The organism is Cupriavidus sp. SS-3 (genome assembly GCF_035818815.1).
Lineage (GTDB): Bacteria > Pseudomonadota > Gammaproteobacteria > Burkholderiales > Burkholderiaceae > Cupriavidus > Cupriavidus taiwanensis_C.
On the sequence record NZ_JAYLVT010000009.1, the window covers coordinates 95,739 to 121,167 of the forward strand.

Genomic DNA, 25,429 nt, shown 5'->3' on the forward strand with positions numbered 1-25,429 from the left:
AACACGATACTATTGTTGAACAATCTTTGGCGTTGATCGATCATGGTATACACCTAAGCCACCGCATGGGCCATCGCCCGCACCAATTCCGTGCAAATTGTTGAACAAAGTGCGTTAACATCCGGTCACGTGCGCACCGGAATGAGCCGGTGCCCGATCCAGTCACCATGTCCTCAACACCTGACGTCAAGAATCTGGCCGAACGGGTCACAGAACAGATCCGCCAGCGCATCGTGCATGGCGAATTCGAGCCGGGGCAGCGCCTGTCGGAAGCGGCGCTGAGCGAAAGCCTGCAGATATCCCGCAATACGCTACGCGAGACATTCCGCGTGCTGACCAAGGAAGGCCTGCTGAAGCACGAGCCCAACCGCGGCGTGTCGGTGGCGATTCCGAGCATTGCGTCGATCATCGATATATATCGGGTGCGCCGGCTGATCGAATGCCAGGCCATCGCCCAGGCCTACCCCAGCCATCCGGCCCGCAAGCATCTGCGCCAGGCGGTGGAGGCCGGTCTGCGCTGCCGCGACAGCGGCGACTGGCAGGGCGCAGGCACCGCCAACATGGAATTCCACATGGCGATCGTGGAGCTGGCCGACAGCGAGCGCCTGAACGTGATGTTCTCCCACCTGCTCGCGGAACTGCGCCTGGCGTTCGGCATGCTGCACGACCCGGAATTCCTGCACGGCCCTTACGTCGAGATGAACCAGCACATCCTGGAGCTGTTCGAGGCAGGCAAGCTGGCCGAATGCGCGGTCGCGCTGAACGACTACCTGACGCAGTCCGAGCGCATCGTGCTGTCGGTGTGCGCTCGGCATCCGGTGTTCAAGGGGCGCTGAAGCGATCGCACCATTATCGAAGCCAAGGAAGTCATGGCCGGCAAGAAGCGGATCGGCTTCAAAAACCGCTACCGGCACCAGACCGGCAGCGGCGTCCCCAAGAGGTGGCCGGTTACGTCAGGCTGCTACCGCCTGGCGAGACATAAGGCGCAGCTGGTATTCGGTGCGCCATTGATCGCAAAAGTCAGTGCCCCGGATTTTGGGGCGATGCACCACGGTGACCGGATGGAACCGGCCGCGGCGCGCGCGTTCCGCAACTGGCTGGTGCGCCAGGCGGCGTCGTGAAGGCTCAGGAACCCGCCTTGTAATTCGTTTCCCTGACGATCTTCGCCCACCTTGCCGCGTCCTCGGCGATGGTGGCCGCGAACTGTTCCGGGGTGCCGCCCACCACCTCGTAGTCGATCGCGGCCAGCCGTTGCCGGATCTCGGGCTGCGCCAGGATGCGGTTCATCTCCTGGTTCAGCCGTGTGACGATCTCCTTGGGCGTGCCGGCCGGCGCGAGCAGGCCGGCCCACGAGTTGAACGCCATGCCGTCGAAACCGGCCTCCTGCATGGTCGGGACATCGGGCAGCGCGGGCGAGCGCTTGGACGCGAACACCGCCAGCGGGCGCAGCTTGCCGGCCTTGATCATTGCCATGCCGTTGAACGGGTCGATGGTCATGTCGACCTCGCCCGAGACCACCGCCTGCATCTGCGGGCCGGTGCCGCGGTACGACACGCTGACCACGTCGGGCGTGCCCGCGGCGCTCTTGAAGGTGGCGCCGATCAGCTCGATCATGCTGCTGCCGGCCGACAGGCTCAGCGGCCGGGACTTTGCCCTGGCCAGCGCGACGAATTCCTGCACGGTCCTGGCCGGCACCGAGGGGTGCACCACCATCACGAACCCGATATTGCTGATCTGCGAGATCGGCGCAAAGCTTTTCAGCGGCTCATAGCCGGCCTTGTACAGCACCGGGCTGAGGGTCTGCGCGCCGGCGGTATTGAGCAGCAGCGTATAGCCGTCTGGCGCCGCGCGGGCCACCACGTCGGTGCCGATGATGCCGTTGGCGCCGGGACGGTTCTCCACCACCACCGACTGCTTCAGCGCCTCGCCCAGCTTCTGCGAAATCAGCCGCGCCACCACGTCGGTGGCGCCGCCGGGGGCGAACGGCACCACCATGCGGATCGGCTTGCTGGGGTAGCTGTCGCCCCAGGCCAGCGCGGGCATCGCGCTCAGCACGGCGGCGCACAGCATCAGGCGGCGGCGCGGATTGGGTTGCATCGGGGTGTCTCCTGGATGGCGGTGGTCGGAAGCGGTGCCGGCATCGGGGCGGGCACCTGCCATTATTCATAGTTATGAATTAAATTTTACGCACATAAACTTCAGCGTCAATTAGGGGTATGTGCGGACTGCGCAGACGGTGAGGTGCCGTGCGGCGGACGCCGGCAACACAGTGCCCCGCGGGAGCCCGCCATGGCGCGTGCCTTGCGTTTCGATCAGGCGTGGGACGTCAGGAATCAGGCCGCGGCGCCAGGCGCCGGGATTTTGAAATGCGGGGAGAATCCAGATCGGGGCACGTAGCAGAGACCGCCCCGCATGCCATAGCCTGCGCCCGGGATTTCAGCGTCGATCGCTGTACAGCGGATCCAGGTCGTGCCGGAACAGTTTCCGCAGCGGCACGGGATACTGGAATGCCAGCACTGGCTCCAGGGCGCCCTGCTGGTTCCGGAACACCTCGAACAGGCGGCGCCTGCCGCGCTGTCCCAGCCAAAGACATAAACGTAGGCGCTGCCCCGCCACGCCAGCGTTTCGGCGCCGAACGGCGGGCACACGTCCGCGAGCCGGCAATAGCGGGCACAGAGCGCCAGGGCGGTCCTTTCCGGTTCGGTGGGCTCGTGGTTGATGGCTGTTTCAAACGTCGCGCGCAGGCCGGGGGCGAGCGACAGCGGAGGACTGTTGGGGTGTGCCGGCGCAAGGCGGTGAACTGGCGACTGGTGGGCAGGCACTGTCTCACTCCTTTTTCTTGAGGGTTCCATATCGCGCGCCGACGGCTCCAGCCGATCAAACGCAAATGATTCGCGCCTTCATATCGCTTTGCTGCTCCCCAAAAGAAAGCGCCCGCGGGTGGGACCTGGCGGGCGGACTTTCCTCGATGCGGATGGGCGCATTCGGACCGTGCCGATATTGCCCTGCTATGTCGGTCGCAGCATATCCCTCTAAAGCACTACGGCGGCAACTGTACATCCGGTCGCGGAACCAGCCTTCCTGTCAACGGCCGCGAGGTCAGCCCGGACGGCCTGGCGCCGCAATGGGACTGAGCGACCCGACGCGCCGACCGATGCAGCCATTCTGCCCGCCGGAACTGATGAGATAAACGCCTTTACTGGACAACAATATTTGATTTTTAATCAAGGATTGCCACGCGCTGGCGCATCGTCTATAAACCAATCTGTCTTGATTCCGGCGCACTCATGAAAATCACGCTCGACGAACTGCTGGCCTTTGCCACCGTGGTGGACAGCGGCTCGATCACGGCCGCCGCGCAGCAGCTCGACCTCACCGTCTCGGCAACCAGCCGCACCCTCGCCCGCCTCGAAGAAAAGCTCAAGACCACGCTGCTGCGCCGGACCACGCGCCGCCTCGAGCTGACCGAGGAAGGCCAGGCCTTCCTGCACGATGCGCGCGCCATCATCGACTCGGTCGAAAGCGCGGAAGAACAGATGCTGGCGCGGCGCGAGAAGCCGTCCGGGCGCCTGCGCGTCGACGCCGCGTCGCCGTTCATGCTGCATGTGATCGTGCCGCTGGTGCGCGGCTACCGCGAGCGCTTTCCGCAGGTAGAGCTGGAGCTGAACAGCAACGAGGGCATCATCGACCTGCTCGAGCGGCGCACCGACGTGGCCATCCGCATCGGCCGCCTGAAGGATTCCACGCTGCATAGCCGGCTGATCGGCAACAGCCGGGTGCGCATGCTGGCCAGTCCGGCCTACCTCGACGCGCACGGCCAGCCGCGCAAGGCGCAGGATCTCGGCAAGCATGCGCTGCTGGGCTTCAACCAGCCCGAATCGCTGAACGTGTGGCCGATCCTGGGTGCGGACGGAGAGCCCTATCGGATCGAGCCGGCGGTGTGGTCGTCGAGCGGCGAGACGCTCAGGCAGCTGGCGCTGGAGGGCGCGGGGATCGTATGCCTGTCGGACTTCATGACCGCGCAGGATCGCGAGGCGGGCCGGCTGGTGCAGGTGCTGGCGCGCCAGACGCAGGACGTGCGCCAGCCCATCCATGCGGTCTATTACCGGAATACCGCGATCTCCGCGCGGATCGCGTCGTTCGTCGACTATCTGGTCGAAGCGATCGGCGGCAAGGGCGGCGCGCGCCAGGCGGCGGCGTGGACCCAGCCGTGACGATGTCCTAGGCCACCACGAACCTGGGATCCAGCCGCGCCAGCGCAAATGCGCGAGTGTGCGCGACAAAGGCCTTGAGCAGGATCGAAGGCGCGCGCTGCGCCGAGAACAGCACCGAAAAGTCGGTGGTCAGCAAGGGGTCGAACATGCGGAAGCAGACCCCGTCGCCCTTGTACTCCAGCGCCGTGATCGGGTCGATCAGCGCCACCCCCAGCCCCTCCTCCACGAACGCGCAGATGCTCCACGACACCTGCGTTTCCACCTGCACCTTGCATTCGATGCCGTAAGAGGCAAAGAGCGCATCGATCTGCAGCCGCGAGTCGAGCATGCGCGGATGCGACACGAAGCGCTCGCCGGCGAGGTCCGGCGGGCGGATGACCTCCTGGCTGGCCAGCCGGTGCCCGGCGGGGATGGCGCACACCATCCGGGTCGACAGCAGCCGCTCGCCGTGCGTGCTGGGGTGGTTCATCGACAGGATGGCAAAGCCGACGTCGCAGCGTTGCTCGGTGACCATGTTCACCACCGTGCGCGACGAGTGCGGCAGCATCGTGATCTGGATCTGCTGGTGGTCGGCCATGAACGCCGCGATCGCGCGCGGCAGGAACGACAGCGCCAGCGCCGGCGCGGCGGCGATCTGCAGCGAGCCGCGCTGCATGTCGCGGATATCGAGCGCGGTCTGCGCGATGCGGTCGATGCCGACCAGCGAGCGCTGCACTTCCTCGAACAGCGCCTGCGCCTCGGCGGTGGGGTGCAGGCGGCCGCGCATGCGCTCGAACAGGGAAAACCCTAGGGCCTCTTCAAGATCGGCGATCAGCCGGGTCGTCGCCGGCTGCGAGATGTGGAGCATCTCGGCGGCGCGCGTGACGGTCTGGCAAAGCATGACGGCCCGGAAGGCCTCGAGCTGGCGGATTTTCATGCCGCGAGTCTATAACACAATGTTATTGACGGCCCAAAAAAAAGAATTTTTCACGCGCAGGGCATCCTCCTAATCTATCCCGACACCGCATGTTTGCGCAGTTCTTCGTTGCGGTGCAACGATAACCACCCTGCATGGTTTTGGGGATCGATGGCAAGTTGACGGTGCATAACAGGGAGGAAAGCATGAAACAGCAAGTTCTCGCCGCGGCCGTGGTCGCGTTGTGCGGCACCTCGGCCGCGCTGGCGCAGCAGCCGACGCTCTACGTCGGTTCGTACGGCGGCTCGACCGAAAAGGTGTTCAAGGAAAAGATCATCCCCGCCTTCGAGACCCGGCATAAGGTCAAGGTGGTCTATGTCGCCGGCAATTCCACCGACACGCTGGCCAAGCTGCAGGCGCAGAAGGCGCGCCAGGAACTCGACGTGGTGCTGCTCGACGACGGCCCGATGTACCAGGCGCTGCAGCTGGGCTTCTGCGATGCCGTCAAGGATGCGCCGGTCTACAAGGACCTCTACCCGCTGGCGAAGCTGGGCGACAACAAGGCCACCGGCATCGGCGTGGTGGCGACGGGCCTGGTCTACAACACCGAGGCATTCCGCAAGGCAGGCCTGCCGAAACCGGAATCGTGGGAGGTGCTGGCCGACAGGAAATTCCGCCAGAAGGTCGCGATCCCGCCGATCAGCAATACCTACGGGCTGCAGACGCTGATCATGTTTGCCAAGCTGCGCAAGGGCGGCGACCAGAATGTCGAGCCGGGCTTCGCCGCGCTGACCAAAGAGGTCGGGCCCAACGTGCTGGCCTGGGAGCCGTCGCCGGGCAAGATGACCGAGCTGTTCCAGAACGGCGACGTCACGCTGGCGGTGTGGGGCAGCGGCCGCGCGCAAAGCCTGAAGGACACCGGCTTCCCGGTGGAATTCGTCTATCCGAAGGAAGGCGCCCCCGCGCTGCTGACCGCCGCCTGCCCGGTGGTGCAGAGCGACGTGGCCGAGGCCTCGCAGGCCTTTATCCAGTACCTGCTCACGCCCGAGGTGCAGACCGTGCTGGCCGACAGCCAGGGCTGGGGACCGGTCAATGCCAGGGTCAAGCTCGACCCGAAGGTGGCCGCCAAGGTGCCGTACGGCAAGGCCCAGATCGACACGCTGCTGCCGACCAACTGGACCGTGGTCAACGAGAAGCGTGCCGAGTGGACCAACCGCTGGAACCGCACGGTCGAGCGCTGAGCCGGCGCGCCAGCGGCACCCCGCCACCACTGCCCCACGATCGCCACCACGACTGCCCCCGCAAAACCATGAGCTTCCTCACACTGAGCGGCCTCGCGAAGGCCTTCGGCAGCTTCCATGCCGTTGAAAACCTGAGCCTCGAGGTCGAGCGCGGCGAATTCCTGTCGCTGCTCGGCCCGTCCGGCTGCGGCAAGACCACCACGCTGCAGATGATCGCCGGCTTTGTCGAACCCACGCGCGGCCGCATCGTGCTCGACGGGCGCGACATCACCGCGCTGCGCCCCGAAAAACGCGGCATGGGCGTGGTGTTCCAGAGCTACGCCCTGTTTCCGCACATGACCGTGGCCGCCAATATCGGCTTCGGCCTGGAGATGCGCGGCGTGGCCGCCGCCGAGCGCGGCCGCAGGATCGACGAGGCGCTAGAGCTGGTGCGGCTGGGCGGCCTCGGCCAGCGCTATCCGAAAGAGCTGTCGGGCGGCCAGCGCCAGCGCGTGGCGATTGCCCGCGCGCTGGCGATCCGGCCAGAGGTGCTGCTGCTCGACGAGCCGATGTCCAACCTCGACGCCAAGCTGCGCGAGGACATGCATATCGAGTTGCGCGCGATCCAGCGCCAGCTCGGCATCACCACCATCCTGGTCACGCACGACCAGGTCGAGGCCATGACCATGAGCGACCGCATCGCGGTGATGCATGGCGGCCGCATCGTCCAGCTGGCCACGCCGTTCGAGGCCTACGAGCGGCCGCAGTCGGCCTTCGCCTCGGGTTTCCTGGGCAAGACCAACAGCCTCGCCGGCGTGGTCGAGAAGAGCAACGCGCGCTGCTGCGAAGTGCGCCTGGGCGACACGCTGGCGTACGTGCCGCATGAGGGCCGCCAGGTCGGGCGCGAGGTGCAGGTCTACGTGCGTCCCGAAAAGATCCGGCTGGGCCAGTCCGGCGACGGCGGCATCCCCGGCACGGTTCACACGCGGCTGTTCCTCGGCAACCACTGGATGCTGGAGATCGACAGCGCGCTGGGCCGGCTGCGCGTGAGCCAGCCCAACCTGGGCGAGACGCCGCCGGCCGAAGGCGCGGCCGTCAGCGTGCTGTGGCACGACCAGGACCTGCGCGTGCTGGCCAGCGAAACCGCCACGGAGGCGCGCCATGCCTGATACCGCCACGCCCAACCTTGCTGGCGCGCACGCGATGGCGCCACGCCTGCCGCGCAGGCCGTTTGCCGGCGCGGCCCCGTGGCTGCTGTCGGGCCCGGCCCTGCTGCTGTTCTGCGCGATGCTGCTGGTGCCGCTGCTGCTCACGGGCCTGCTGTCGCTGCACGTCTTCGACGGCGCCCGCGGCGTGCTGCCGGCGATGACCGCGGCCAATTATCTCGAGATCCTCGGCGACAGCTATTACCACGAGATTTTCCTGCGCACGGCCGGCATGGCACTGGCGGTAACGGTGCTAGCGGTGGTGTTCGGCGTGCCCGAGACCCTGATCCTGTCGCGCATGCGCAGTCCGTGGCGCGGCCTCTTCCTGATCGTGATCCTCGGGCCGCTGCTGATCTCGGTGGTGGTGCGTACGCTCGGCTGGGCCATCCTGATGGGCAACAACGGCCTGATCAACGAGACCCTGCAGTGGCTGGGCCTGGTCGATGCGCCGGTGAAGCTGGTCTTTACGCAGGCCGGCGTGATCATCGCGTTGACGCACGTGATGATGCCGTTCATGGTGATCTCGGTATGGGCCTCGCTGCAGAAGCTGGACCCGCAGGTCGAGCAGGCCGGCCAGGCCTTCGGCGCCTCGCCCTTCACGGTGTTCCGCCGCGTGATCCTGCCGCAGATCCTGCCGGGCATCCTGTCGGGCAGCATCATCGTGTTCGCGCTGTCGGCCTCGGCCTTCGCCACCCCGGCCATCCTCGGCGGGCGGCGGCTAAAGGTGGTGGCCACGGCCGCCTACGATGAATTCCTGAACACGCTGAACTGGCCGCTCGGCGCCGCCATCGCGGTGCTGCTGCTGATTGCCAACGTGATCGTCATCGTCGGCTGCAACCGGCTGGTGGAGCGCCGCTTCCGCCAGGTCTTCGAAGCCTGAGGAGCTGATGCCATGCGCAAGAACGGTCCCCTGTCCCTGCTGTACCACGCCTTCTTTATCGCCTTCATGGTGGCGCCGCTGCTGGTGGTGGTCGCGGTGTCCTTCACCGGCAAGGGCTATATCTCGATGCCTACCGACGGGCTCTCGCTGCGCTGGTTCCGCGCCATTGCCGATGCGCACGAGATCGTCGATGCGATCTGGCTGTCGCTGACGCTCGGGCTGGTCAGCGCCACCATCGCGGTGGCGCTGGCGGTGCCCGCCGCGCTGGCGCTGATCCGCCATCGCTTCCCCGGCCGCGGCGCGCTGATGGCCTTCTTCCTGTCGCCGCTGATGATCCCGCACGTGGTGCTGGGGGTGGCCTTCCTGCGCTTCTTCACCACGCTGGGCGTGACCGGGTCGTTCTTCTGGCTTGCGCTGACGCACGTGGTGGTGGTCATGCCCTACGCGCTGCGCCTGGTGCTGGCCGCCGCCACCGGGCTCGACCGCGATGCCGAGCGTGCCGCGCTCTCGCTCGGCGCCAGCCGCTTCACGGCGTTCCGCCGCGTGGTGCTGCCGCTGATCCTGCCCGGCGTGGTGGGCGGCTGGATGCTGTCGTTCATCCAGAGCTTCGATGAACTGACCATGACCGTCTTCGTCGCCACGCCGGGCACCACCACGCTGCCGGTGGCGATGTACAACCAGATCGCCCAGACCATCGATCCGCTGGTGGCCTCGGTGTCCACGGTGCTGATCGTCGGCACGCTGGTGCTGATGGTGCTGCTGGACCGCATCGTCGGCCTCGACCGGGTGCTGATCGGCAAGAACTGAACTTTGACTGACATGACCACATCCGATCTGATCGTGATTGGCGGCGGCCTGGTCGGCACCGCCATCGCTTACGGCGCCGCCGGGCGCGGCCTGCGCGTCACCGTGCTGGACGAGGGCGACGACGCTCTGCGCGCCTCGCGCGGCAACTTCGGCCTGGTCTGGGTCCAGGGCAAGGGCCTGGGCATGGCGCCCTACGCGCGCTGGACACTGGGCTCGGCTCGGCTGTGGCCGCAGTTGCGCGATGCGCTGCGCGACGAGACCGGCATCGACGTGTGCCTGCGCCAGCCCGGCGGCTTCCACCTGTGCTTTTCCGAGGCGGACATGGCGGAGCGCCGACAACGCCTGCAAAGCATCCAGGATGCGCTGCACGGCGACTATCCGTTCGAGATGCTCGACCACAGTGAACTCGCGCAACGGCTGCCCGGCGTGGGCCCGGAGGTGGTCGGCGCCAGCTATACGCCGATGGACGGGCACACCAATCCGCTCAAGCTGCTGCGCGCGCTGCATGCCGCCTGCCAGCGGCGTGGCGTGCGTATCGTCGGCCGGCATGGCGCGCACTCGATCACGCCTGAAGCGGGCGGCTTTACGGTCCATGCGGGCGAAGGCGGCCGGACGCGCTTTGCCGCGCCGCGCGTGGTGCTGGCCGCCGGCCTCGGCAACCGCAAGCTCGCCGCGGAGGTCGGCCTGCACGCGCCGGTGGCACCGAACCGTGGCCAGGTCCTGATCGGGGAGCGCGCCACGCGCTTCCTGGACTTCCCCACCACCTACGTGCGCCAGACCGACGAAGGCACGATCCAGCTCGGCGACTCGATGGAAGACGTCGGCTTCGACGACGGCACCACCGCCGGCGTGCTCGCCGACATTGCGCGCCGCGGCGTGCGCAGCTTCCCCGCGCTGGCCGGCCTGAAGCTGGTGCGCGCCTGGGGCGCGCTGCGCGTGATGAGCCCCGACGGCTATCCGATCTACCAGGAAAGCCCGACCTGTCCCGGCGCCTTTGTCACCACCTGCCACAGCGGCGTCACGCTGGCCGCGGCGCACGCACTGCGCGTCGCTCCCTGGATAGCCGGCGGCGAGCGACCGCAGGAGGTCGACGTATTCACTGGCGACCGCTTCCTGAACTCCAACCAGACCTTCCACCATGCCCACTGATCGCCTGTTCAAGCGGCGTGCCACCTCCGGCGCCGGCGCGGATACCGTCACCATCGAATTCAACGGCGCGCCGCTGCGCGTGCCGGCCGGTTGCAGCGTTGCCGCGGCGCTGCTGGCCAGCGGCGTCACGCGCATGCGCAACTCGCCAGTCAGCGGCGAGCCCCGCGCGCCGTATTGCATGATGGGCGTCTGCTTCGAATGCCTGATGGAGATCGACGGGCAGCCAAGCCGGCAAAGCTGCCTGGTGACCGTGCGCGAAGGCATGCGCGTGCACACGCAGGACGGCGCGCGCACTCTGCCCTTGCCCGCGCCGGTAGCGGCTGGCCACGCTCCGGAGGTGGCCCATGGCTGAGCGTGACGTCGACATCGCCATCATTGGCGCCGGCCCGGCCGGCATGGCGGCCGCGGTGGCCGCCGCCGCCAGCGGCGCGCGCGTGGCCCTGCTGGACGAGCAGGAAGCCTGCGGCGGCCAGATCTACCGCGCCATCGAGAGCGCGCCACCGGAACGACAGCGCATCCTCGGCCCCGACTACGCCGCCGGCCGCGCGCTGGCGGACCGCTTCGCCGCCAGCGGCGCGCAGCACATCACCGGTGCCGCGGTGTGGCAGGTCACGCGCGAGCACGCCGTGCATTACCTGCGCCAGGGCCGAGTTGCGACCCTGCAGGCGCGGCAGGTGATTCTCTGCACCGGGGCCATGGAGCGCCCCTTCCCCATCCCTGGCTGGACGCTGCCCGGCGTGCTGACCGCCGGCGCCGCGCAGATCCTGCTCAAGAGCGCCGACGTGGTGCCGGCCGAGCCGGTGGTGCTGGCCGGTTGCGGCCCGCTGCTCTACCTGCTCGGCTGGCAATACGTGCGCGCCGGCGTGCCGATCCGCGCCATCGTCGACACCACCGACGGTGCCGACTACCAGCGCGCGCTGGCCCATCTGGGCGGGGCCCTGGCAGGCTGGCGTTACCTGAAGAAAGGCCTGGCGCTGATGCGCACCCTCAAGCGTAGCGGCGTGCCGTTCTACAAGAGGGCCACGGACCTGTCGGTCGAAGGCGACGAGGCGGTGCGGGCGCTGCGTTTCACCAGTCGCGGGCAATCGCACCGCATTGCGACGCAGGCCGTGCTGCTGCACCAGGGCGTGGTGCCCAACACCCAGTTCAGCTGGGCGCTGCGCGCGGCGCACCGCTGGGACGACACGCAGCTGTGCTGGCAGCCGGTGGTCGACGACTGGGGCGCGCTCGACCTGCCGGGCATCTTCGTTGCCGGCGATGGCCGCGGCATCGGCGGCGCCGTTGCCGCGGCACTGCAAGGCGAGCTGGCCGGCCTGGCCGCGGCCCATAACGTCGGCCGCGTCGACGCCGCGCAACGCGACCGCCAGGCCGCGCCGCTGCGCGCCGCGCTGCGCTCGCACCTGAGCATCCGGCCCTTCCTCGATGCGCTGTACCGCCCCAAGCCGGCCAACCGCGTGCCGGCGGACGACGTGGTGGTCTGCCGCTGCGAGGAAGTGACCGCCGGCGCCATCCGCGGCTTCGTCGCGCTGGGCTGCAGCGGCCCCAACCAGGCCAAGTCGTTCGGCCGCTGCGGCATGGGGCCGTGCCAGGGGCGCCAGTGCGGATTGACGGTCACCGAGATCATCGCCGACGCGCGCGGCGTGCCGCCGCAGCAGGTCGGCTACTACCGCATCCGTCCGCCGGTCAAGCCGGTGACGCTCGGAGAACTGGCCAATGAAGGATGACAGCGGGGCCGATGCCGACGCGATCGTCATCGGCGGCGGGCTGCAGGGCACCTCGAGCGCGCTGCACCTCGCGCGCAAGGGCTTGCGCGTGACGCTGCTCGAGGCAGAGTATTGCGGCCGGCATGCGTCGGGGGTCAACGCCGGCGGCGTGCGCACGCTGGGGCGCCACATGGCCGAGATTCCGCTGGCACTGGCTTCGCTCGAGCTCTGGCACCGGCTGGCGGACCTGACCGGCGACGACGCCGGCTTCATCCCCAGCGGCCAGCTGAAGGTGGCCGAGACCGACGCCGAGCTGGAGGTGCTGCGCCGGCGCGTGGCCCAGCTCGAGGCCCTGGGCTTTACCCACGAAACGCTGGTCGACGCCCACACGGTACGTGCCCTGGTCCCGTCGATCGCACCCCATGTCACCGGCGCGATCTGGGCAAGCCGCGACGGCCATGCGCTGCCCTACCGCGCCGTCACCGCATTCCGCCGCGCCGCCGAAGCGGCCGGCGCCGCCATCCATGAAGCCACTCCCGCCGAACGCCTGGAATACGCGCGCGGCCGCTGGCACGTACACACGCCGCGCGGCGTGTTCCGCGCGCAGCGGCTGGTGAACGCGGCCGGCGCCTGGGCCGGCGCCTTCGCCGCTCAGCTCGGCGAGCCGGTGCCGGTCGAAGCCGGCGGACTGATGCTGATGATCACCCACCGCGTGGCGCCGTTCGTCAGGCCGGTGCTGGGCGCGACCGGGCGCGCGCTGTCGTTCAAGCAGTTCGACAACGGCACCGTGCTGATCGGCGGCGGCCTGCGCTGCGCCGCCGACGCCCAGGCCCGGCATGGCGAAGTCGACATGCTCGGGCTCGGCACCAGCGCGCAGACCGTCACCGCGCTGTTCCCGCATCTGGGCCCACTGGGCATCAATCGCGCGTGGGCCGGGGTCGAGGCCTTCCTGCCAGACCAGATACCGGTGATCGGACCGAGCCGGTCGGCACCGGGCGTGGTCCATGCCTTCGGTTTCTCCGCGCATGGCTTCGAACTGGGGCCGATAGTGGGACAGATCGTCGCCGACCTCGTCACCGAAGGCCGCTCCACCCTGCCGATCGACGCCTTTGCCATCGACCGTTTCGACAAACCCCGCAGTGCCACGGCCGGCGCGCTGCGCGACTAGCTTCCAGCCGGCTCCCTATCCAACTTTTTTCCCGAGGTCATACGGATGAGCAATATCCAGCGCTTCCAGTCCACCAAACGTCTTTCCCGCCTCGTCGTGCATAACGGCGTGGTGTATGTGGCCGGCGTCACGGCCACCGATCCTTCCGGCGATATCGGCGCGCAGACGCGCGATGTGCTGGAGAAGATCGACGGCTACCTCGCCAGCGTCGGCAGCGACCGCAGCCGGCTGCTCTCGGCGCAGATCTGGCTCAAGGATATCGACCAGGATTTCGCCGGCATGAACGCTGCCTGGGAAGCGTGGATCCCCGACGACGCGGTCCCCACGCGTGCCACCTGCGAGGCCCGGCTGGCGCGGCCAGAACTGCTGGTGGAGATCATCGTGACAGCGGCGGTCTGACGCGGCATCGCGCCAGACCGCCATCAGGCGGCATTACTCGCCGTACTGGCACAGCACGCGGCCCCCGCCCGGCACGGCGGCGGCCGCGTGGGCCTGCGTCATCGCGCCAGCCTGGGCCGCCAGGGGCCCTCCCTGGCGCAATCAGCCGCTTCATGAAGCCGCGCCGGCCAGCGTCGCTTGCAGGGCTGTCAAGCCATCGCGATAGATGCCCTCGAACAGCCGCGATGCGTAGTCATCGCTCACGCCGGCCGGCGTGAACTGGCCGGACCATTCGACGCGCGCGGCCTGGTCCCCGTCGATGCCGACCACGCGCAGCGTGGAGCGGTAGCCGGTGACCGGGAACGGCGCCCGCAGGATCGAGTAGGTGTAGCTGCGCGCGCTCTCGTCGAAGGCCTCGAGCCGTTCGACGATGGCGTCGCCGTCCGGGTTGACGAGGCTGCGCACGCGGCCGCCCTCGCTCAGCTGGCTCTTGGGGATATACGGCAGCCAGTCGGGCAGCGAATCGAAGCCGCCAATCAGTTGCCAGACGCGGTCCGGTGCTACCGGCAGCGTGATCGTTGCAGAAGCTTGTGCCATGGTTGGCTCCTTGAAATCAGATTGCAGTATTGGGATCAGACGCGGTCGCCGGGCAGCGGCGCATTTGCCGCGACCAGCTGCTGCGCGCGCAGCTCGCGCCAGAAATCGGCCGGAATCTTCTCGTTCAGCGCGGCGACGTCCTCGGCGATGCGCTCGGGCCGGCTTGCACCCGGGATCACGGCGGCCACCGCGGGATTGGCCAGCACGAATTGCAGTGCCGCGGCCTTGATGCTGACGCCGTGGCGTTGCGCGACCGCCTTGATGCGCTCGACCCGGGCGATGATCTCGGGCGGTGCCTTCTGGTACTCGAAATGCGAGCCGCCGGCGAGGATGCCGGAGCTGTACGGGCCACCGACAACGATCTCGGTCTTGCGCTCGGCCGCCTTCGGCATCAGGCGCTGCAGCGCGCGCTCATGGTCGAGCAGCGAATAGCGGCCCGCCAGCAGGAAGCCGTCGGGCTGCGCCTCGTCCAGGTCCAGCGTCAGTTCGATCGGCTCGACGCGGTTCACGCCCAGGCCCCAGGCCTTGATCACGCCCTCTTCGCGCAGCCGGGTCAGCACCTTGAAAGCGCCCTTGCGGGCCGTCTCGAAATAGGCCAGCCACTCGTCGCCATAGAAGTCCTGGGCGATGTCGTGGACCCACACGATATCGAGGCGGTCGGTCTTCATCCTCTTGAGGCTGTCCTCGATCGAGCGCAGCGTGGCGTCCGCCGAGTAGTCGTTGACCAGCTTGTTCGGGCGGCCGGCGGCAAACAGGCCGCTTTTCTCGCCCAGCGCCCGTGCGCTGGCGTCTTCGACTTCGTCCAGGATCAGGCGGCCGACCTTGGTGCTGAGCACGTATTCGTCGCGCGGGTGGCGGGACAGCGCTTCGCCCAGCCGGATTTCAGCCAGGCCCGCGCCGTAGAACGGCGCGGTGTCGTAGTAGCGCACGCCTTGCGCCCAGGCCGCGTCCACGGTGGCCTGCGCCTCCGCTTCCGGGATGTCGCGGAACATATTGCCCAGCGGGGCGGTGCCAAAGCCGAGCACGTTGCCGGCCAGTTTGTCTTTGATACTCATGACTGCTCCACAAAGTAAGTTGGGGTGAAGGCAGTCTAGGGTGGCCAGTTGAGTCTGTCCAAGACGGAATTTGAAATACTTGATACCCTATAGGTCTGAATTTCAAGTATCACTCAGGGGTAGACATGCTGGACATCCGTCAACTTCACTATTTCGTCGCCGTGGCCGAGGAAGAGCACGTCGGCCGCGCCGCCGAGCGCCTCCATATCTCCCAATCGCCACTTAGCCGGCAGATCGCCCAGCTTGAAGAGAAGCTCGGGCTGGTGCTGTTCGAGCGCTCCCAGCAGCGCATACGCCTTACGCGCGACGGCCGCACCTTCCTGGCCGAGACGCGGGCTTTCCTGACCCACGGCACCCGGCTCGAATCGCTGGCCCGGCGTCTTGGGCGCGGCGATGAAGGCGGCCTGTGCATCGGCTACCTCGAGTACGCGATGCACTCCGGCATCCTGCCGAACGCGCTGCGCGAACTGCGCCACGACCGGCCCGCCGTCCATATCGCGCTGTACAACCAGCAGTCGGCAACGCAGCTCGAAGGACTGCGCCAGCGCAGCCTCGATATCGCGCTGGTATGCGAGCCGCCCTTGCCGGACGATCCGGATCTCGAGGCCGCCCAGGTACTCAACGACCCGATGCTGCTGGCGCTGCCCGAGGGCCACCCGCTGGCCGGGACCGAGCCGCTCACTCCGGCCGATCTCGCCGCGCAGAAGTGGATCGGCGTGATGCACCAGGAGACCGCGCTGCGGCACGACGCCTTCATCGCGGCCTGCGCCCGGGCGGGTTTTACCCCCACCATCACCATGGAAGCGACCGAGCCGCTGGCCGCGCTGGGGCTGGTGGCCGCGGGGCTGGGCGTGACCACGATCCAGCAGAGCCTGCGCCACCAGGCACCGGCCGGCGTGGTGCTGCACGAACTGTCGTGGCTCGACTACCGCACCCCGTTGTGGGCTGCCTGGCACAAGGTCAACCTGCGGCCGCTGGTCGAAATCTTCCGCAAGACCTTGCTGCAGTCGAGCATGATGGCCACCGCGCACACCGCGGCACAGGCAGCGTGAGCCGCACCGGTCTTGCGCGGCCACGCTAGCCCCCATCCGTTGGTTGCCACGCAGCGGCGTCCTTGACACCCACGCGATCCCGCCTCTAATAGCCTTAGGTACCGTCAAGCTGGCAACGACGGCCGGGAGGCGAAATGCGCTGCAGCCAATGCGGCTTCGGCAATCTTGCTGGCGCCAACTTCTGTGAGGCGTGCGGGGCGCGGCTTGCCCGCGTGTGCCCGCAATGCGGCGCCGAGGCCACCGCGGCGGCACGGTTCTGCCGCGTCTGCGGCGTCGGCCTGCCGGACGCGCCCACCGCCGCCACGCCGGCGCCCGCCGCGCCGCGCCCGGACAGTCCGGCGCCGGTCCACTACACCCCGCCGCACCTGGCCGGGCGCATCCTGGCCGAGCAGGCGGCGATGGAAGCCCGCGGCGAAACCGCCGGCGAGCGCAAGACCATCACCGCGCTGTTTGCCGACATGGCCGGCTCCACCGCGCTGACCCAGGACCTGGACCCCGAGGACGCGCGCCGCCTGATCGATCCCGTGGTGACGCTGATGATGGAAGCGGTCCACCACTACGAGGGCTACGTCGCCAAGTTCCTCGGCGACGGCATCCTGGCGCTGTTCGGCGCGCCCATCGCCCACGAGGACCACGCACTGCGCGCGCTGTACGCGGCGCTGCGCATGCAGGATGCGATGCACCGGCACAGCGACCGCGTGCGCCTGGAGCAAGGCATTCCGCTGCAGGTCCGCATCGGCATCCATACCGGCGAGGTGGTGGTGCGCTCGATCCGCAAGGACGACCTGCACACCGACTACGATCCGGTCGGGCACACCATCCATATCGCCTCGCGCATGGAGGGCATCGCCACGCCGGCGTCGATCCTGGTGAGCGAGTCCACCCACAAGCTGACCGAAGGCTATTTCGAGTTCACGGCGCTGGGCACCACCAGCGTCAAGGGCGTGCGCGAACCGCTGGCGGTGTACGAGGTGATCGGGCCGGGACCCTTGCGCACGCGGCTGCAGGTGGCCGCGCACCGCGGCCTGGCGCGCTTTGTCGGGCGCCAGGACGAGCTGGCGCACCTGAACGCGGCGCTGGAGCAGGCCAAGGCCGGCCACGGGCGCATCGTCGCGGTGGTCGGCGAGGCCGGGGTCGGCAAGTCGCGGCTGTTCCATGAATTCAAGGTCAGGTCGCAGCAAGGCTGCCTGGCGCTGGAGACGTTCTCGGTCTCGCACGGCAAGGCCTTTGCCTACCTGCCGCTGATCGAGATGCTGAAGAACTATTTCCAGATCACGGCGCATGACGGCGACCGCATCTGCCGCGAGAAGCTGACCGGCCGGCTGCTGACGCTGGACCGCTCGCTGGAAGAACACCTGCCCTACCTGCTCTACCTGCTCGGCGTGGTCGAGCCCGACTCGGCGCTGCCGACCATGGACCCGGCGCTGCGGCGCCAGCGCACCTTCGACGCGATTGCGCGGCTGCTGGTCCGTGAAAGCCAGAACCAGCCGCTGGAAGTCATCTTCGAAGACCTGCAATGGCTGGACGGCGAGACCGAGGCCTTCCTCAACATGCTGGTCGACCACGTGCCCGGCGCGCGCATCGTGCTGCTGGTGAACTACCGGCCCGAATACCGCCACCGCTGGGACGCGGGCGCGCATTACTCGCAGCTGCGCCTGCAGCCGCTGGGACAGGCCGAGGCGCAGGAGCTGCTGACCGCGCTGCTCGGCGACGACCCCAGCCTGGCGCCGCTGAAGCGGCTGATCCTCGACAAGACCGAAGGCAATCCCTTCTTCATGGAGGAAGTGGTCCAGACCCTGGCCGAGGAAGGCGCGCTGCTGGGCCAGCCTGGCAGCTATCGCATCGAGAAGGCGCCGGCGCTGCTGCACATCCCCACCACCGTGCAGGGCGTGCTGGCCGCCCGTATCGACCGGCTGCCGCTGGCGCAGAAGGAACTGCTGCAGACCCTCGCCGTGATCGGCAAGGAGTTTCCGCTGGGCCTGGTGCTGCGCGTCACCGGCCTGCCTGAAGACCGGCTGCATCCGCTGCTGCGCGACCTGCAGGGCGCCGACTTCATCTACGAACGCCCTGCCTTCCCCGAGGTGGAGTACGCCTTCAAGCACGCGCTGACCCAGGAGGTGGCCGGCAGCTCGTTACTGACCGAGCGCCGCAGCGCCCTGCATGAAAGCTCGGCGCAGGCGATCGAGGCGATGTTCCACGGCCGGCTCAAGGACTACTGCAGCGAGCTGGCCCATCACTACAGCCACAGCGGCAATGTGCCGAAGGCGGTCGAGTACCTGCACTGCGCCGGCCAGCAGGCGCTGCAGCGCTCGGCGCAGGAAGAAGCGATCCGGCACCTGAGCGAGGCCATTGCCCTGCTCAAGCGCCAGCCCGACAGCAGCGAGCGCGCACGCCTGGAGCTGACGCTGCTGCTGACGCTGGGGCCCGCGCTGATCGCGGCGCGCGGCCAGGCCTCGCCCGAGGTCGAGGCCAATTACCGGCGCGCGATGTCGCTGTGCGAGCAAGGGCGGCAGACGCCCTATGTGTTCTCGGCGCAGCTGGGTATGTGGGCGTTCTACCAGCTGCGCGCGCAATACCAGGTGTCGCTGCCGCTGGCGCGGCGCCTGCTGGCGCTGGCCACCGAGTCGCAAAAGCCAAAGCAGCTGGCCGAAGGCCATCGCGCGCTGGGCGCCACGCTGTTCCGCCTGGGCCTGCTGGAAGAAGCGCGCGCGCATATGGAGGCCGTGCTGGCCGTGCCGCACCCGGAGCATTCCGCCTATGACTTCCTGACCGGCTACGGCCGCGACCCGATGGTCCATGCCACCAGCACGCTGGCCTGGATCCTGTGGTACCAGGGCTTAGCCGACCAGGCCCTGGCGCGCAGCCGCGAGGCGCTGGCACTGGCGCGCGCGCGCCCGGATGCCTACAACCTGGCGCTGTGCCTGGTGTTCGCGGCGGAACAGTACCGCTGGCGCCGCGATCCCGCGCAGGCCAGGGAATATGCCGAAGCCGCCATTGCCATTTCGTGCGAACAGGGCTTCCCGATCTACCTGGCCTGGGGCACCGTGCTGCAGGGCTGGGCGCTGTCCGAGCAGGGCAGCCACGAGGAAGGCATAGCGCAGATGCGACGCGGCCTGGCCGCCTACGAGGCCACCGGCGGCGAACTTGGCATGCCGAACCTGCTGGCGATGCTGGCCGAGGCCTGCGGCCGGGCGGGCCAGCCCGCCGCCGCGCTGGACGTGCTGACGCGCGCGCAGGCCATGATCGAAGAGACCGGCGAACGGCTCGATGAAGCCGCCGTCTATCGGCTGCGCGGCGACATGCTGCTGCAGCTGGCCGCGCCCGATGCCGGCGCCGCCGCCAGCCATGAAGCCGAGGCCTGCTTCCAGCGCGCGCTTGCGGTCGCGCACGGCCAGGGCGCCAGGCCGCTGGAACTGCAGGCCGCGCTCAGCCTGGCCCGGTTGTGGCAGCGCCAGGGCAAGGGCGACGCCGCGCGTGAAGCGCTGGCGCGCATCCACGGCAGCTTCAGCGAGGGCACCGATGGCGCCGACTGGCAGGAGGCGCGGGCCTTGCTGGCCGAGCTTGCCAACAACGAGGCGGCCCGCAAACCGGGTCCGGCGCGCGCATGAGCACCGCCGCCGCCAACCCGCTGCAAGAGCGCTTTGTCGCGCTCTGGACCCTGGCGGGCGGTACCCGCGCGGCGGACGCGTATGCCGACCTGGCGCGCTGCTACGGCGAGCCGACCCGGCATTACCACACCCTGGACCATGTGCGGCGCTGCCTGCGCGACCTCGACTGGGCGCGCAGCGCGATCCCGGATGCCGCCGACGTCGAACTGGCGCTGTGGTGCCATGACGTCATCTACGTGCCCGGCGCCGCCGACAACGAAGCGCGCAGCGCTGCGTGGCTGCAGCACTGGTCGGCCGGCACGGTGGGCACCGCCGCACGCGTGGCCGCCCTGATCCTGGAGACCACGCACGCCGACGTGCCCGCCAGCCTGGCCGGGCGCTTCACCGCCGACATCGACCTGGCCGCGCTGGGATACAGCCGCGCGCGCTTCGAAGACAACGGCGCGCGCCTGCGCGCCGAGCGCACCGACCTGGACGATGGCGCCTATGACGCCGCCGAACGCGCCTTCCTGCAGCGCCTGCTGGCCAGTCCCCGCATCTATGCCACCGACCTGTTCCGGTCGCGCTACGAGGCGCAGGCGCGAGCCAATCTGGCCTGGCGGCTGGCCCAGCCCGCGCCTACAGGAATTCGCCGGTGATATCGACGCTGGAGCGCTGGCCCACGCAGTCATAGTTGCGATCGAGCCAGAGCGTGGCGGCCTGCCGGCCCTGGTCGCGCAGCGTGCACAAGAAGGCCCAGTCGGCGTTGTACTTGGTCGAGACCCCGAGCGTGGCCATGGTCTCGTCCGAGCGGATCGAATGAATCCACATCTCCTTCATCTCGTTGCGGTCGATCTTGCCCTGCTGGATCAGCGTGGTGACGAAGCCGATCGCGCGCATCTCGCGCATCAATGACGAATTGAAGCTGACCTCGTTGACCCGGTTCAGGATTTCCGCCGCCGTGGTCGGCACGCCGCGGCGCACGATCGGGTTGATGTGGACGATCACGACATCGTGGGTCTCGCAGTGATAGATCAGCGGAAAGATCGCCGGGTTGCCGACATAGCCGCCGTCCCAGTAATGCTGGCCGTCAATGCTGACCGCCTGGAACAGCGTGGGCACGCAGGCCGAGGCCAGCACCGCGTCGACGCTCAGTTCTTCCTGCGCAAAGATGCGGATGCGGCTGGTCTCGATATTGGTCGCGCACAGGTACAGCCGGATCGGGCAATGCGCGCGCAGCGCCGCGAAATCCACCTGGCCGAGCAGCACGTCGCGCAGCGGATTGGCATTGCCCGGGTTGAACTGGTACGGCGACAGCAGCCGCAGCGTGATGTCGGCCATGGCGTACAGCGGCGAATGGTTCAGCCCCAGCGTATGGCTGCCCTTGAACCACGGCAGCCAGCGCAACGGGTTGAAGCGCTGCGCCGAATGCGCGATGGCCTGCCAGAAGTCGTGCAGGGCCTGGCGCGCGCCGTCGCTGCCGCCCTGCATCAGGCCATAGGCCAGCACCGTGCCGTTCATCGCCCCGGCGCTGGTGGCGCTGACGCCCTCGATCACCAGCCGCCCATCTTCCAGCAGGCGGTCCAGCACGCCCCAGGTAAATGCGCCGTGCATGCCGCCGCCCTGCAAGGCCAGCGCCACGGGCTTGGCTTGGACAGGCTCGGGCGGCATAGGTGTGCTCCCCTGGGCGGCGACAAGGCGCCATGCTCAAGTGTAGGGAAGAACCGCGGCGGCCGCGTAGGGCGCCGTGCGTGGTATGACACACAGCGTGGCGCCGCTACGTCATGATGGGCCCCGCGATCGTGGCAGCGGAGGACGTGCCCGCGCCCCGCTACGCCAGCTCGAACCCGTGCCGCGCCAGCGGCAGCGAGCGCAGGCGCTGCCCGGTCGCGGCGAACAGCGCATTGGCCAGCGCCGGTGCCAGCGTCGGCACCGCCGATTCCCCCACGCCGCCGATGCGCTCGCCACTGGGCGCCAGCACCGCCTCGAAGCGCGGCGTCTGCGCCAGCCGCAACAGTGGATAGTCGTGGAAGTTGGCTTGCTGCACGCGCCCGTCGGCAATGGTGATGGCGCCCGTCATGGCCGCGCTCAGGCCCCAGATGCTGGCGCCCTCCAGCTGGCGCTCGACCGTCGCCGGGTTGATCACGGTGCCGCAGTCGATGGCATTGACGATGCGGTGCAGCGTGACGCGCTGGCCCTGCACCGACAGCTCCACCACCGTCGCGCACAGCGAGCCCCACGCCTGCGACAGCGCCACGCCGTGGAAGCGCCCTGCCGGCGCGATGCCCCAGCCGACGTGCTGCGCCAGGCGCTGCAGCAAGCGCGCCGGGCGCGGGCGGTCGGCCAGCAGGTTCAGCCGGAACTGCAGCGGATCGGCTTTGGCGTGATGGGCCAGCTCGTCGATAAAGCTCTCGGCGAAGAAGGTGTTCTGCGTATAGCCCACGCCGCGCCAGAAGCCCACCGGCACGGCGGTATTGACCATGGCATGGCGCACGGCGACGTGGGGCAGCGCGTAAGGCAGATCCACCACCCCTTCGACCGATTTGGGGTCGACCCCGCCCTTGACCCGGTCCGGGAAATTGCGGACATAGATCGACGAGCAGGCCAGGCGCGCATCCAGCGCGCGGATGCCGGCCGCGTCGGGGGCCAGCACCGCGCTGAAGCGCGCCGCCGCCGCGGGGCGGTAGAAGTCGTGCTGGATGTCTTCCTCGCGCGACCAGATCAGCTTGACCGGCTGCCCCGCAGCCTTCGACGCCAGCGCGGCCTGGACGAAGACATCGAACTCCTCGCGCCGGCCGAAGCCGCCCCCGACGAAGGTTCCATGTACGACGATGCGGTCGGCGGGCAGCCCCAGCACGCCCGAGAGCCGCTGCGCGATCTCGCCGCAGACCTGGGTCGGGCCCCAGATCTCGGCCCGGTCGGCGCGCACATCGGCGGTGGCGTTCATCGGTTCCATGGTGGCGTGGGCGAGGTATGGCACTTCGTATTCGGCGGTGTAGGCCTGTGCGCCCTGCATCTGCGTGTCAGGATCGCCGTGGCGCAGCGCCATCGCCGAGGCGCTGCGTGCGGCCTCGCGGTAGCCGGCCATCAGCGCCGCGTCGCTGGCCGGCTCGCCTTGCGGCAACTGCCAGTCAGGCTGCAGCACGGCCAGGCCCTTGCGCGCGGTCCAGTAGCTGTCGGCCAGCACTACCACGGCATCGTCCAGCGGCACCACGCGCCGCACGCCGCGCAGCGCCAGCGCCGGCCGCGCATCGACCCGGCGCAGCGTGCCGCCGAAGACCGGGCATGCCATCACCGAGCCCACCAGCATGCGCGGCACCTTGACGTCGACGCCGAACACCGCGGCCCCGCGCGTCTTCAGCGGAATGTCGAGCCGGTCCGTCGGGCGGCCCAGCAGCTTCCAGTCGCGTGGGTCCTTCAGCGCCACGTTGGCCGGGCGCGGCAGCGTGGCGGCGCGCGCGGCTAGCGCACCGTAGCCGAGCGTGCGCCCGCTGGGCTCATGCAGCACCACGCCCTGCACCGCGCGGCACTGCGCCACCGGCACGCTCCAGCCCTGCGCGGCGGCCTCGCGCAGCATCTCGCGCGCGGTGGCCCCGATGCGGCGCAGCGGCTCGAACGACCAGCGTGCCGAGGTGCTGCTGGCGGTCGCCTGCACCTTGAACATGCGGTTGTTGTAGACCGGGTCGGTGGGTGCGAGCTCGGCACGCACCTGGCGCCAGTCGCACTCGAGCTCTTCGGCGATCAGCATGGGGGCGGAGGTCATCACGCCCTGCCCCAGTTCGGCCGACGGCACCATGATGGTCACGCTGCCGTCGGCATCGATGCGCAGCCAGGCATTGACGTCGTCCGGGTCGCGCGCGGGCGCGGCGGCGTCGGCCGCCTTCGCCAGTGGCAGGTGGAAGCCCAGCACCAGTGCGGCGGGGACGGCGCCGGCGGCTTGCAGGAAACGGCGGCGGCTTGCGTGGAGATGGCTCACGATGACGCCCTCCCCTTCGGGTCGCCGGCGTTCAGTGCCGTGGCGGCGCGCAGGATGGCGCGTTCCACGCGCGGATAGGTGCCGCAGCGGCACAGGTTGGTGATGCCGGCGCGGATCTCCTCCGGCCGCGGCGACGGGTTGTCCTGCAGCCACGCGCAGGCGGCCATGATCATGCCCGACTGGCAATAGCCGCACTGCGGCACCTGCTCGGCAATCCACGCGCGCTGGACCGGGTGCGAATTGTCGGCCGACAATCCTTCGATGGTGGTAATGTCGGCGCGCGCGACGGTGCCCACAGGCGTGATGCAGGCGCGCACCGCCTTGCCATCGACATGCACGGTGCAGGCCCCGCACAGGCCGGCACCGCAGCCGAACTTGGTGCCGGTATAGCCCAGGTAATCGCGCAGCACCCACAGCAGGGGCATGTCGCGTTCGGCCTCGACGGCGTGGCGCTTGCCGTTGATCTTCAGTTGCAGCTTCATGGGGGTCTCCTCGTTGCGCACCGGCTTCGCAGCGGCCGGTTCGGTGCGGCCCAGTATCGGCCGCGCGGCATGGCGGGACAATCGACTTGTTTTGCCATCACCTGTGAGGCAAGATCACAGCCATGATTCGCCGGCTCCCTTCGATGCAAGTGCTCCAGGCCTTTGCCGCCACCGCGCGCACGGGCAGCATGACGCGCGCCGCCGATGCGCTGTGCGTGACGCACGGCGCCGTCAGCCGGCATATCCGTGCACTGGAGTCACAGCTTGGCTGCACCTTGTTCCTGCGCGCCGGCCGGCAGCTGGAGCTGACCGCCACCGGGCGCGAACTGGCCGACGACCTCGAGCGCGCCCTGCGCGCGGTGGAACTATCGCTGGCCGGCGCGGCCGCTCGGCGCGCGCGCGAACGGCAGTCGCTGCATGTCAATGTCAGCCCCGAACTGGCCGGCGCGTGGCTGGTGCCCAAGCTGCCGCAACTGCGCGAGGCGCTGCCCGGCCTGGACCTGTCCATCGCCGCCAGCACCGAGGACCCCGACTTTGCCCGTTCCGACCTGGACGTCAGCCTGCGCTACGGCCCCGCGCCCTTCACCGGCTACCAGTGCCTGAAGCTGCTCGACGACGACATCATCGTGGTATGCAGTCCCGGCTTCGCCCAGCGGCATGCCGGCATGACCGCGGCTGACGCCGCGCACCTGCCACGGCTGCGGCACGCGCGCTTCCGCTGGTCGCAGTGGGGCGCCGCCGCGGGCGTGGTACTGGACGAGCCCGAAGACGGCATCGTCTTTGACTGCCGCGCGCTGCTGATCGAGGCTGCGGCCAGCGGCATGGGGCTGGCGCTTACGCGGGCCTTGCTGGCACGCGAGGCTATCGCTGCGGGGCGGTTGGTGCGGCCGTTGGTGGATAGTTTTCCGGCTAGTCATAACTGCTACATCGTGTGGCGTGGGGATAATCCTAAGCAGGGGTTGATTCGGGGGTTCGCGGAGTGGTTGCGGGAGGTGGCGCTGCGGGGGTGAGCGGTGATCACGTGGCGTTATCGTGCTTGGCGGGCGCGGCTGTTTCGCCGG

The 25,429-nt window shown here is 68.9% G+C and carries 23 protein-coding genes; 16 read left to right on the forward strand and 7 right to left on the reverse strand.

The window, feature by feature from the left end; genetic code table 11:
- The first annotated feature begins 167 nt into the window (after positions 1-167).
- Positions 168-836 (forward strand): GntR family transcriptional regulator, encoded by a 669-nt coding sequence (locus tag U9J39_RS15675; RefSeq protein ID WP_115700743.1) that lies wholly within the window; start codon positions 168-170, stop codon positions 834-836.
- Between the two features lie 33 nt (positions 837-869).
- The gene (locus tag U9J39_RS15680; protein ID WP_326347473.1) at positions 870-1,121 is read left to right on the forward strand and encodes a hypothetical protein; all 252 of its coding nucleotides are present in this window, start codon (positions 870-872) and stop codon (positions 1,119-1,121) included.
- 4 nt (positions 1,122-1,125) lie between these two features.
- Here the strand turns inward: U9J39_RS15680 and U9J39_RS15685 are convergent, their stop codons facing one another.
- A complete protein-coding gene (locus U9J39_RS15685; protein ID WP_326347474.1) occupies positions 1,126-2,097 on the reverse strand; it encodes a Bug family tripartite tricarboxylate transporter substrate binding protein in 972 nt (323 codons plus the stop codon).
- 1,190 nt (positions 2,098-3,287) lie between these two features.
- On the opposite strand from U9J39_RS15685, the gene U9J39_RS15690 reads away from it, so the two are divergent.
- On the forward strand, positions 3,288-4,214 hold the full coding sequence (locus U9J39_RS15690; RefSeq protein ID WP_115713198.1) for a LysR family transcriptional regulator: 927 nt from the start codon (positions 3,288-3,290) through the stop codon (positions 4,212-4,214).
- Positions 4,215-4,221: 7 nt separating this feature from the next.
- On the opposite strand, the gene U9J39_RS15695 is transcribed toward U9J39_RS15690, so the two are convergent.
- A complete protein-coding gene (locus U9J39_RS15695) occupies positions 4,222-5,130 on the reverse strand; it encodes a LysR substrate-binding domain-containing protein (RefSeq protein ID WP_115682532.1) in 909 nt (302 codons plus the stop codon).
- Positions 5,131-5,315: 185 nt separating this feature from the next.
- On the opposite strand from U9J39_RS15695, the gene U9J39_RS15700 reads away from it, so the two are divergent.
- From U9J39_RS15700 to U9J39_RS15740, 9 genes are all read left to right on the forward strand, one after another.
- Positions 5,316-6,350 carry an ABC transporter substrate-binding protein gene (locus tag U9J39_RS15700; RefSeq protein ID WP_326347475.1) on the forward strand — a complete coding sequence of 345 codons (1,035 nt, stop codon included), beginning with the start codon at positions 5,316-5,318 and terminating at the stop codon, positions 6,348-6,350.
- A 68-nt stretch (positions 6,351-6,418) separates the two neighbouring features.
- Positions 6,419-7,498, forward strand: coding sequence for an ABC transporter ATP-binding protein (locus tag U9J39_RS15705; protein ID WP_115713195.1), 1,080 nt, complete (start codon positions 6,419-6,421; stop codon positions 7,496-7,498).
- 34 nt (positions 7,499-7,532) lie between these two features.
- Positions 7,533-8,414 carry an ABC transporter permease gene (locus U9J39_RS15710; protein ID WP_198036102.1) on the forward strand — a complete coding sequence of 294 codons (882 nt, stop codon included), beginning with the start codon at positions 7,533-7,535 and terminating at the stop codon, positions 8,412-8,414.
- Positions 8,415-8,426: 12 nt separating this feature from the next.
- Complete coding sequence (locus U9J39_RS15715) at positions 8,427-9,221, forward strand: ABC transporter permease (RefSeq protein WP_115682536.1); 795 nt, start codon at positions 8,427-8,429, stop codon at positions 9,219-9,221.
- Positions 9,222-9,233: 12 nt separating this feature from the next.
- On the forward strand, positions 9,234-10,370 hold the full coding sequence (locus U9J39_RS15720; RefSeq protein ID WP_326347477.1) for an NAD(P)/FAD-dependent oxidoreductase: 1,137 nt from the start codon (positions 9,234-9,236) through the stop codon (positions 10,368-10,370).
- Positions 10,360-10,722: a (2Fe-2S)-binding protein gene (locus tag U9J39_RS15725; protein WP_115713192.1), complete on the forward strand. Its 363-nt coding sequence runs from the start codon at positions 10,360-10,362 to the stop codon at positions 10,720-10,722. The genes U9J39_RS15720 and U9J39_RS15725 overlap by 11 nt, the downstream gene beginning before the upstream one ends.
- Positions 10,715-12,094, forward strand: a complete 1,380-nt coding sequence (locus U9J39_RS15730) for an FAD/NAD(P)-dependent oxidoreductase (RefSeq protein ID WP_326347478.1) — start codon at positions 10,715-10,717, stop codon at positions 12,092-12,094. The genes U9J39_RS15725 and U9J39_RS15730 overlap by 8 nt, the downstream gene beginning before the upstream one ends.
- Positions 12,084-13,241, forward strand: a complete 1,158-nt coding sequence (locus U9J39_RS15735) for an NAD(P)/FAD-dependent oxidoreductase (RefSeq protein ID WP_326347479.1) — start codon at positions 12,084-12,086, stop codon at positions 13,239-13,241. The genes U9J39_RS15730 and U9J39_RS15735 overlap by 11 nt, the downstream gene beginning before the upstream one ends.
- A gap of 45 nt (positions 13,242-13,286) precedes the next feature.
- Positions 13,287-13,640, forward strand: coding sequence for a RidA family protein (locus tag U9J39_RS15740; RefSeq protein WP_326347480.1), 354 nt, complete (start codon positions 13,287-13,289; stop codon positions 13,638-13,640).
- Between the two features lie 150 nt (positions 13,641-13,790).
- Here the strand turns inward: U9J39_RS15740 and U9J39_RS15745 are convergent, their stop codons facing one another.
- Entirely contained in the window at positions 13,791-14,216 is a 426-nt protein-coding gene (locus U9J39_RS15745) for an SRPBCC family protein (RefSeq protein WP_116314475.1), read from the reverse strand.
- Between the two features lie 35 nt (positions 14,217-14,251).
- Positions 14,252-15,271: an aldo/keto reductase gene (locus U9J39_RS15750; RefSeq protein WP_115700785.1), complete on the reverse strand. Its 1,020-nt coding sequence runs from the start codon at positions 15,269-15,271 to the stop codon at positions 14,252-14,254.
- A 125-nt stretch (positions 15,272-15,396) separates the two neighbouring features.
- On the opposite strand from U9J39_RS15750, the gene U9J39_RS15755 reads away from it, so the two are divergent.
- From U9J39_RS15755 to U9J39_RS15765, 3 genes are all read left to right on the forward strand, one after another.
- Positions 15,397-16,323 (forward strand): LysR family transcriptional regulator, encoded by a 927-nt coding sequence (locus tag U9J39_RS15755; RefSeq protein WP_115713187.1) that lies wholly within the window; start codon positions 15,397-15,399, stop codon positions 16,321-16,323.
- Between the two features lie 134 nt (positions 16,324-16,457).
- Positions 16,458-19,931 carry an adenylate/guanylate cyclase domain-containing protein gene (locus tag U9J39_RS15760; RefSeq protein ID WP_326347481.1) on the forward strand — a complete coding sequence of 1,158 codons (3,474 nt, stop codon included), beginning with the start codon at positions 16,458-16,460 and terminating at the stop codon, positions 19,929-19,931.
- Entirely contained in the window at positions 19,928-20,569 is a 642-nt protein-coding gene (locus tag U9J39_RS15765; RefSeq protein WP_115700794.1) for an HD domain-containing protein, read from the forward strand. Before U9J39_RS15760 ends, U9J39_RS15765 begins: the two co-directional genes overlap by 4 nt.
- Here the strand turns inward: U9J39_RS15765 and U9J39_RS15770 are convergent.
- The 3 genes from U9J39_RS15770 to U9J39_RS15780 all read right to left on the reverse strand — a co-directional run bounded on the left by U9J39_RS15770 (position 20,550) and on the right by U9J39_RS15780 (position 24,368).
- A complete protein-coding gene (locus tag U9J39_RS15770) occupies positions 20,550-21,581 on the reverse strand; it encodes a patatin-like phospholipase family protein (protein WP_115713185.1) in 1,032 nt (343 codons plus the stop codon). The two genes, U9J39_RS15765 and U9J39_RS15770, sit on opposite strands and share 20 nt — an antisense overlap.
- Positions 21,582-21,741: 160 nt before the next feature.
- Positions 21,742-23,886 carry a xanthine dehydrogenase family protein molybdopterin-binding subunit gene (locus tag U9J39_RS15775; protein ID WP_116314478.1) on the reverse strand — a complete coding sequence of 715 codons (2,145 nt, stop codon included), beginning with the start codon at positions 23,884-23,886 and terminating at the stop codon, positions 21,742-21,744.
- Complete coding sequence (locus U9J39_RS15780) at positions 23,883-24,368, reverse strand: (2Fe-2S)-binding protein (RefSeq protein ID WP_116314479.1); 486 nt, start codon at positions 24,366-24,368, stop codon at positions 23,883-23,885. Before U9J39_RS15780 ends, U9J39_RS15775 begins: the two co-directional genes overlap by 4 nt.
- 143 nt (positions 24,369-24,511) lie before the next feature.
- Between U9J39_RS15780 and U9J39_RS15785 the strand changes: the two genes are divergently transcribed.
- Positions 24,512-25,378: a LysR substrate-binding domain-containing protein gene (locus U9J39_RS15785; RefSeq protein ID WP_240987835.1), complete on the forward strand. Its 867-nt coding sequence runs from the start codon at positions 24,512-24,514 to the stop codon at positions 25,376-25,378.
- Positions 25,379-25,429: the final 51 nt, after the last annotated feature.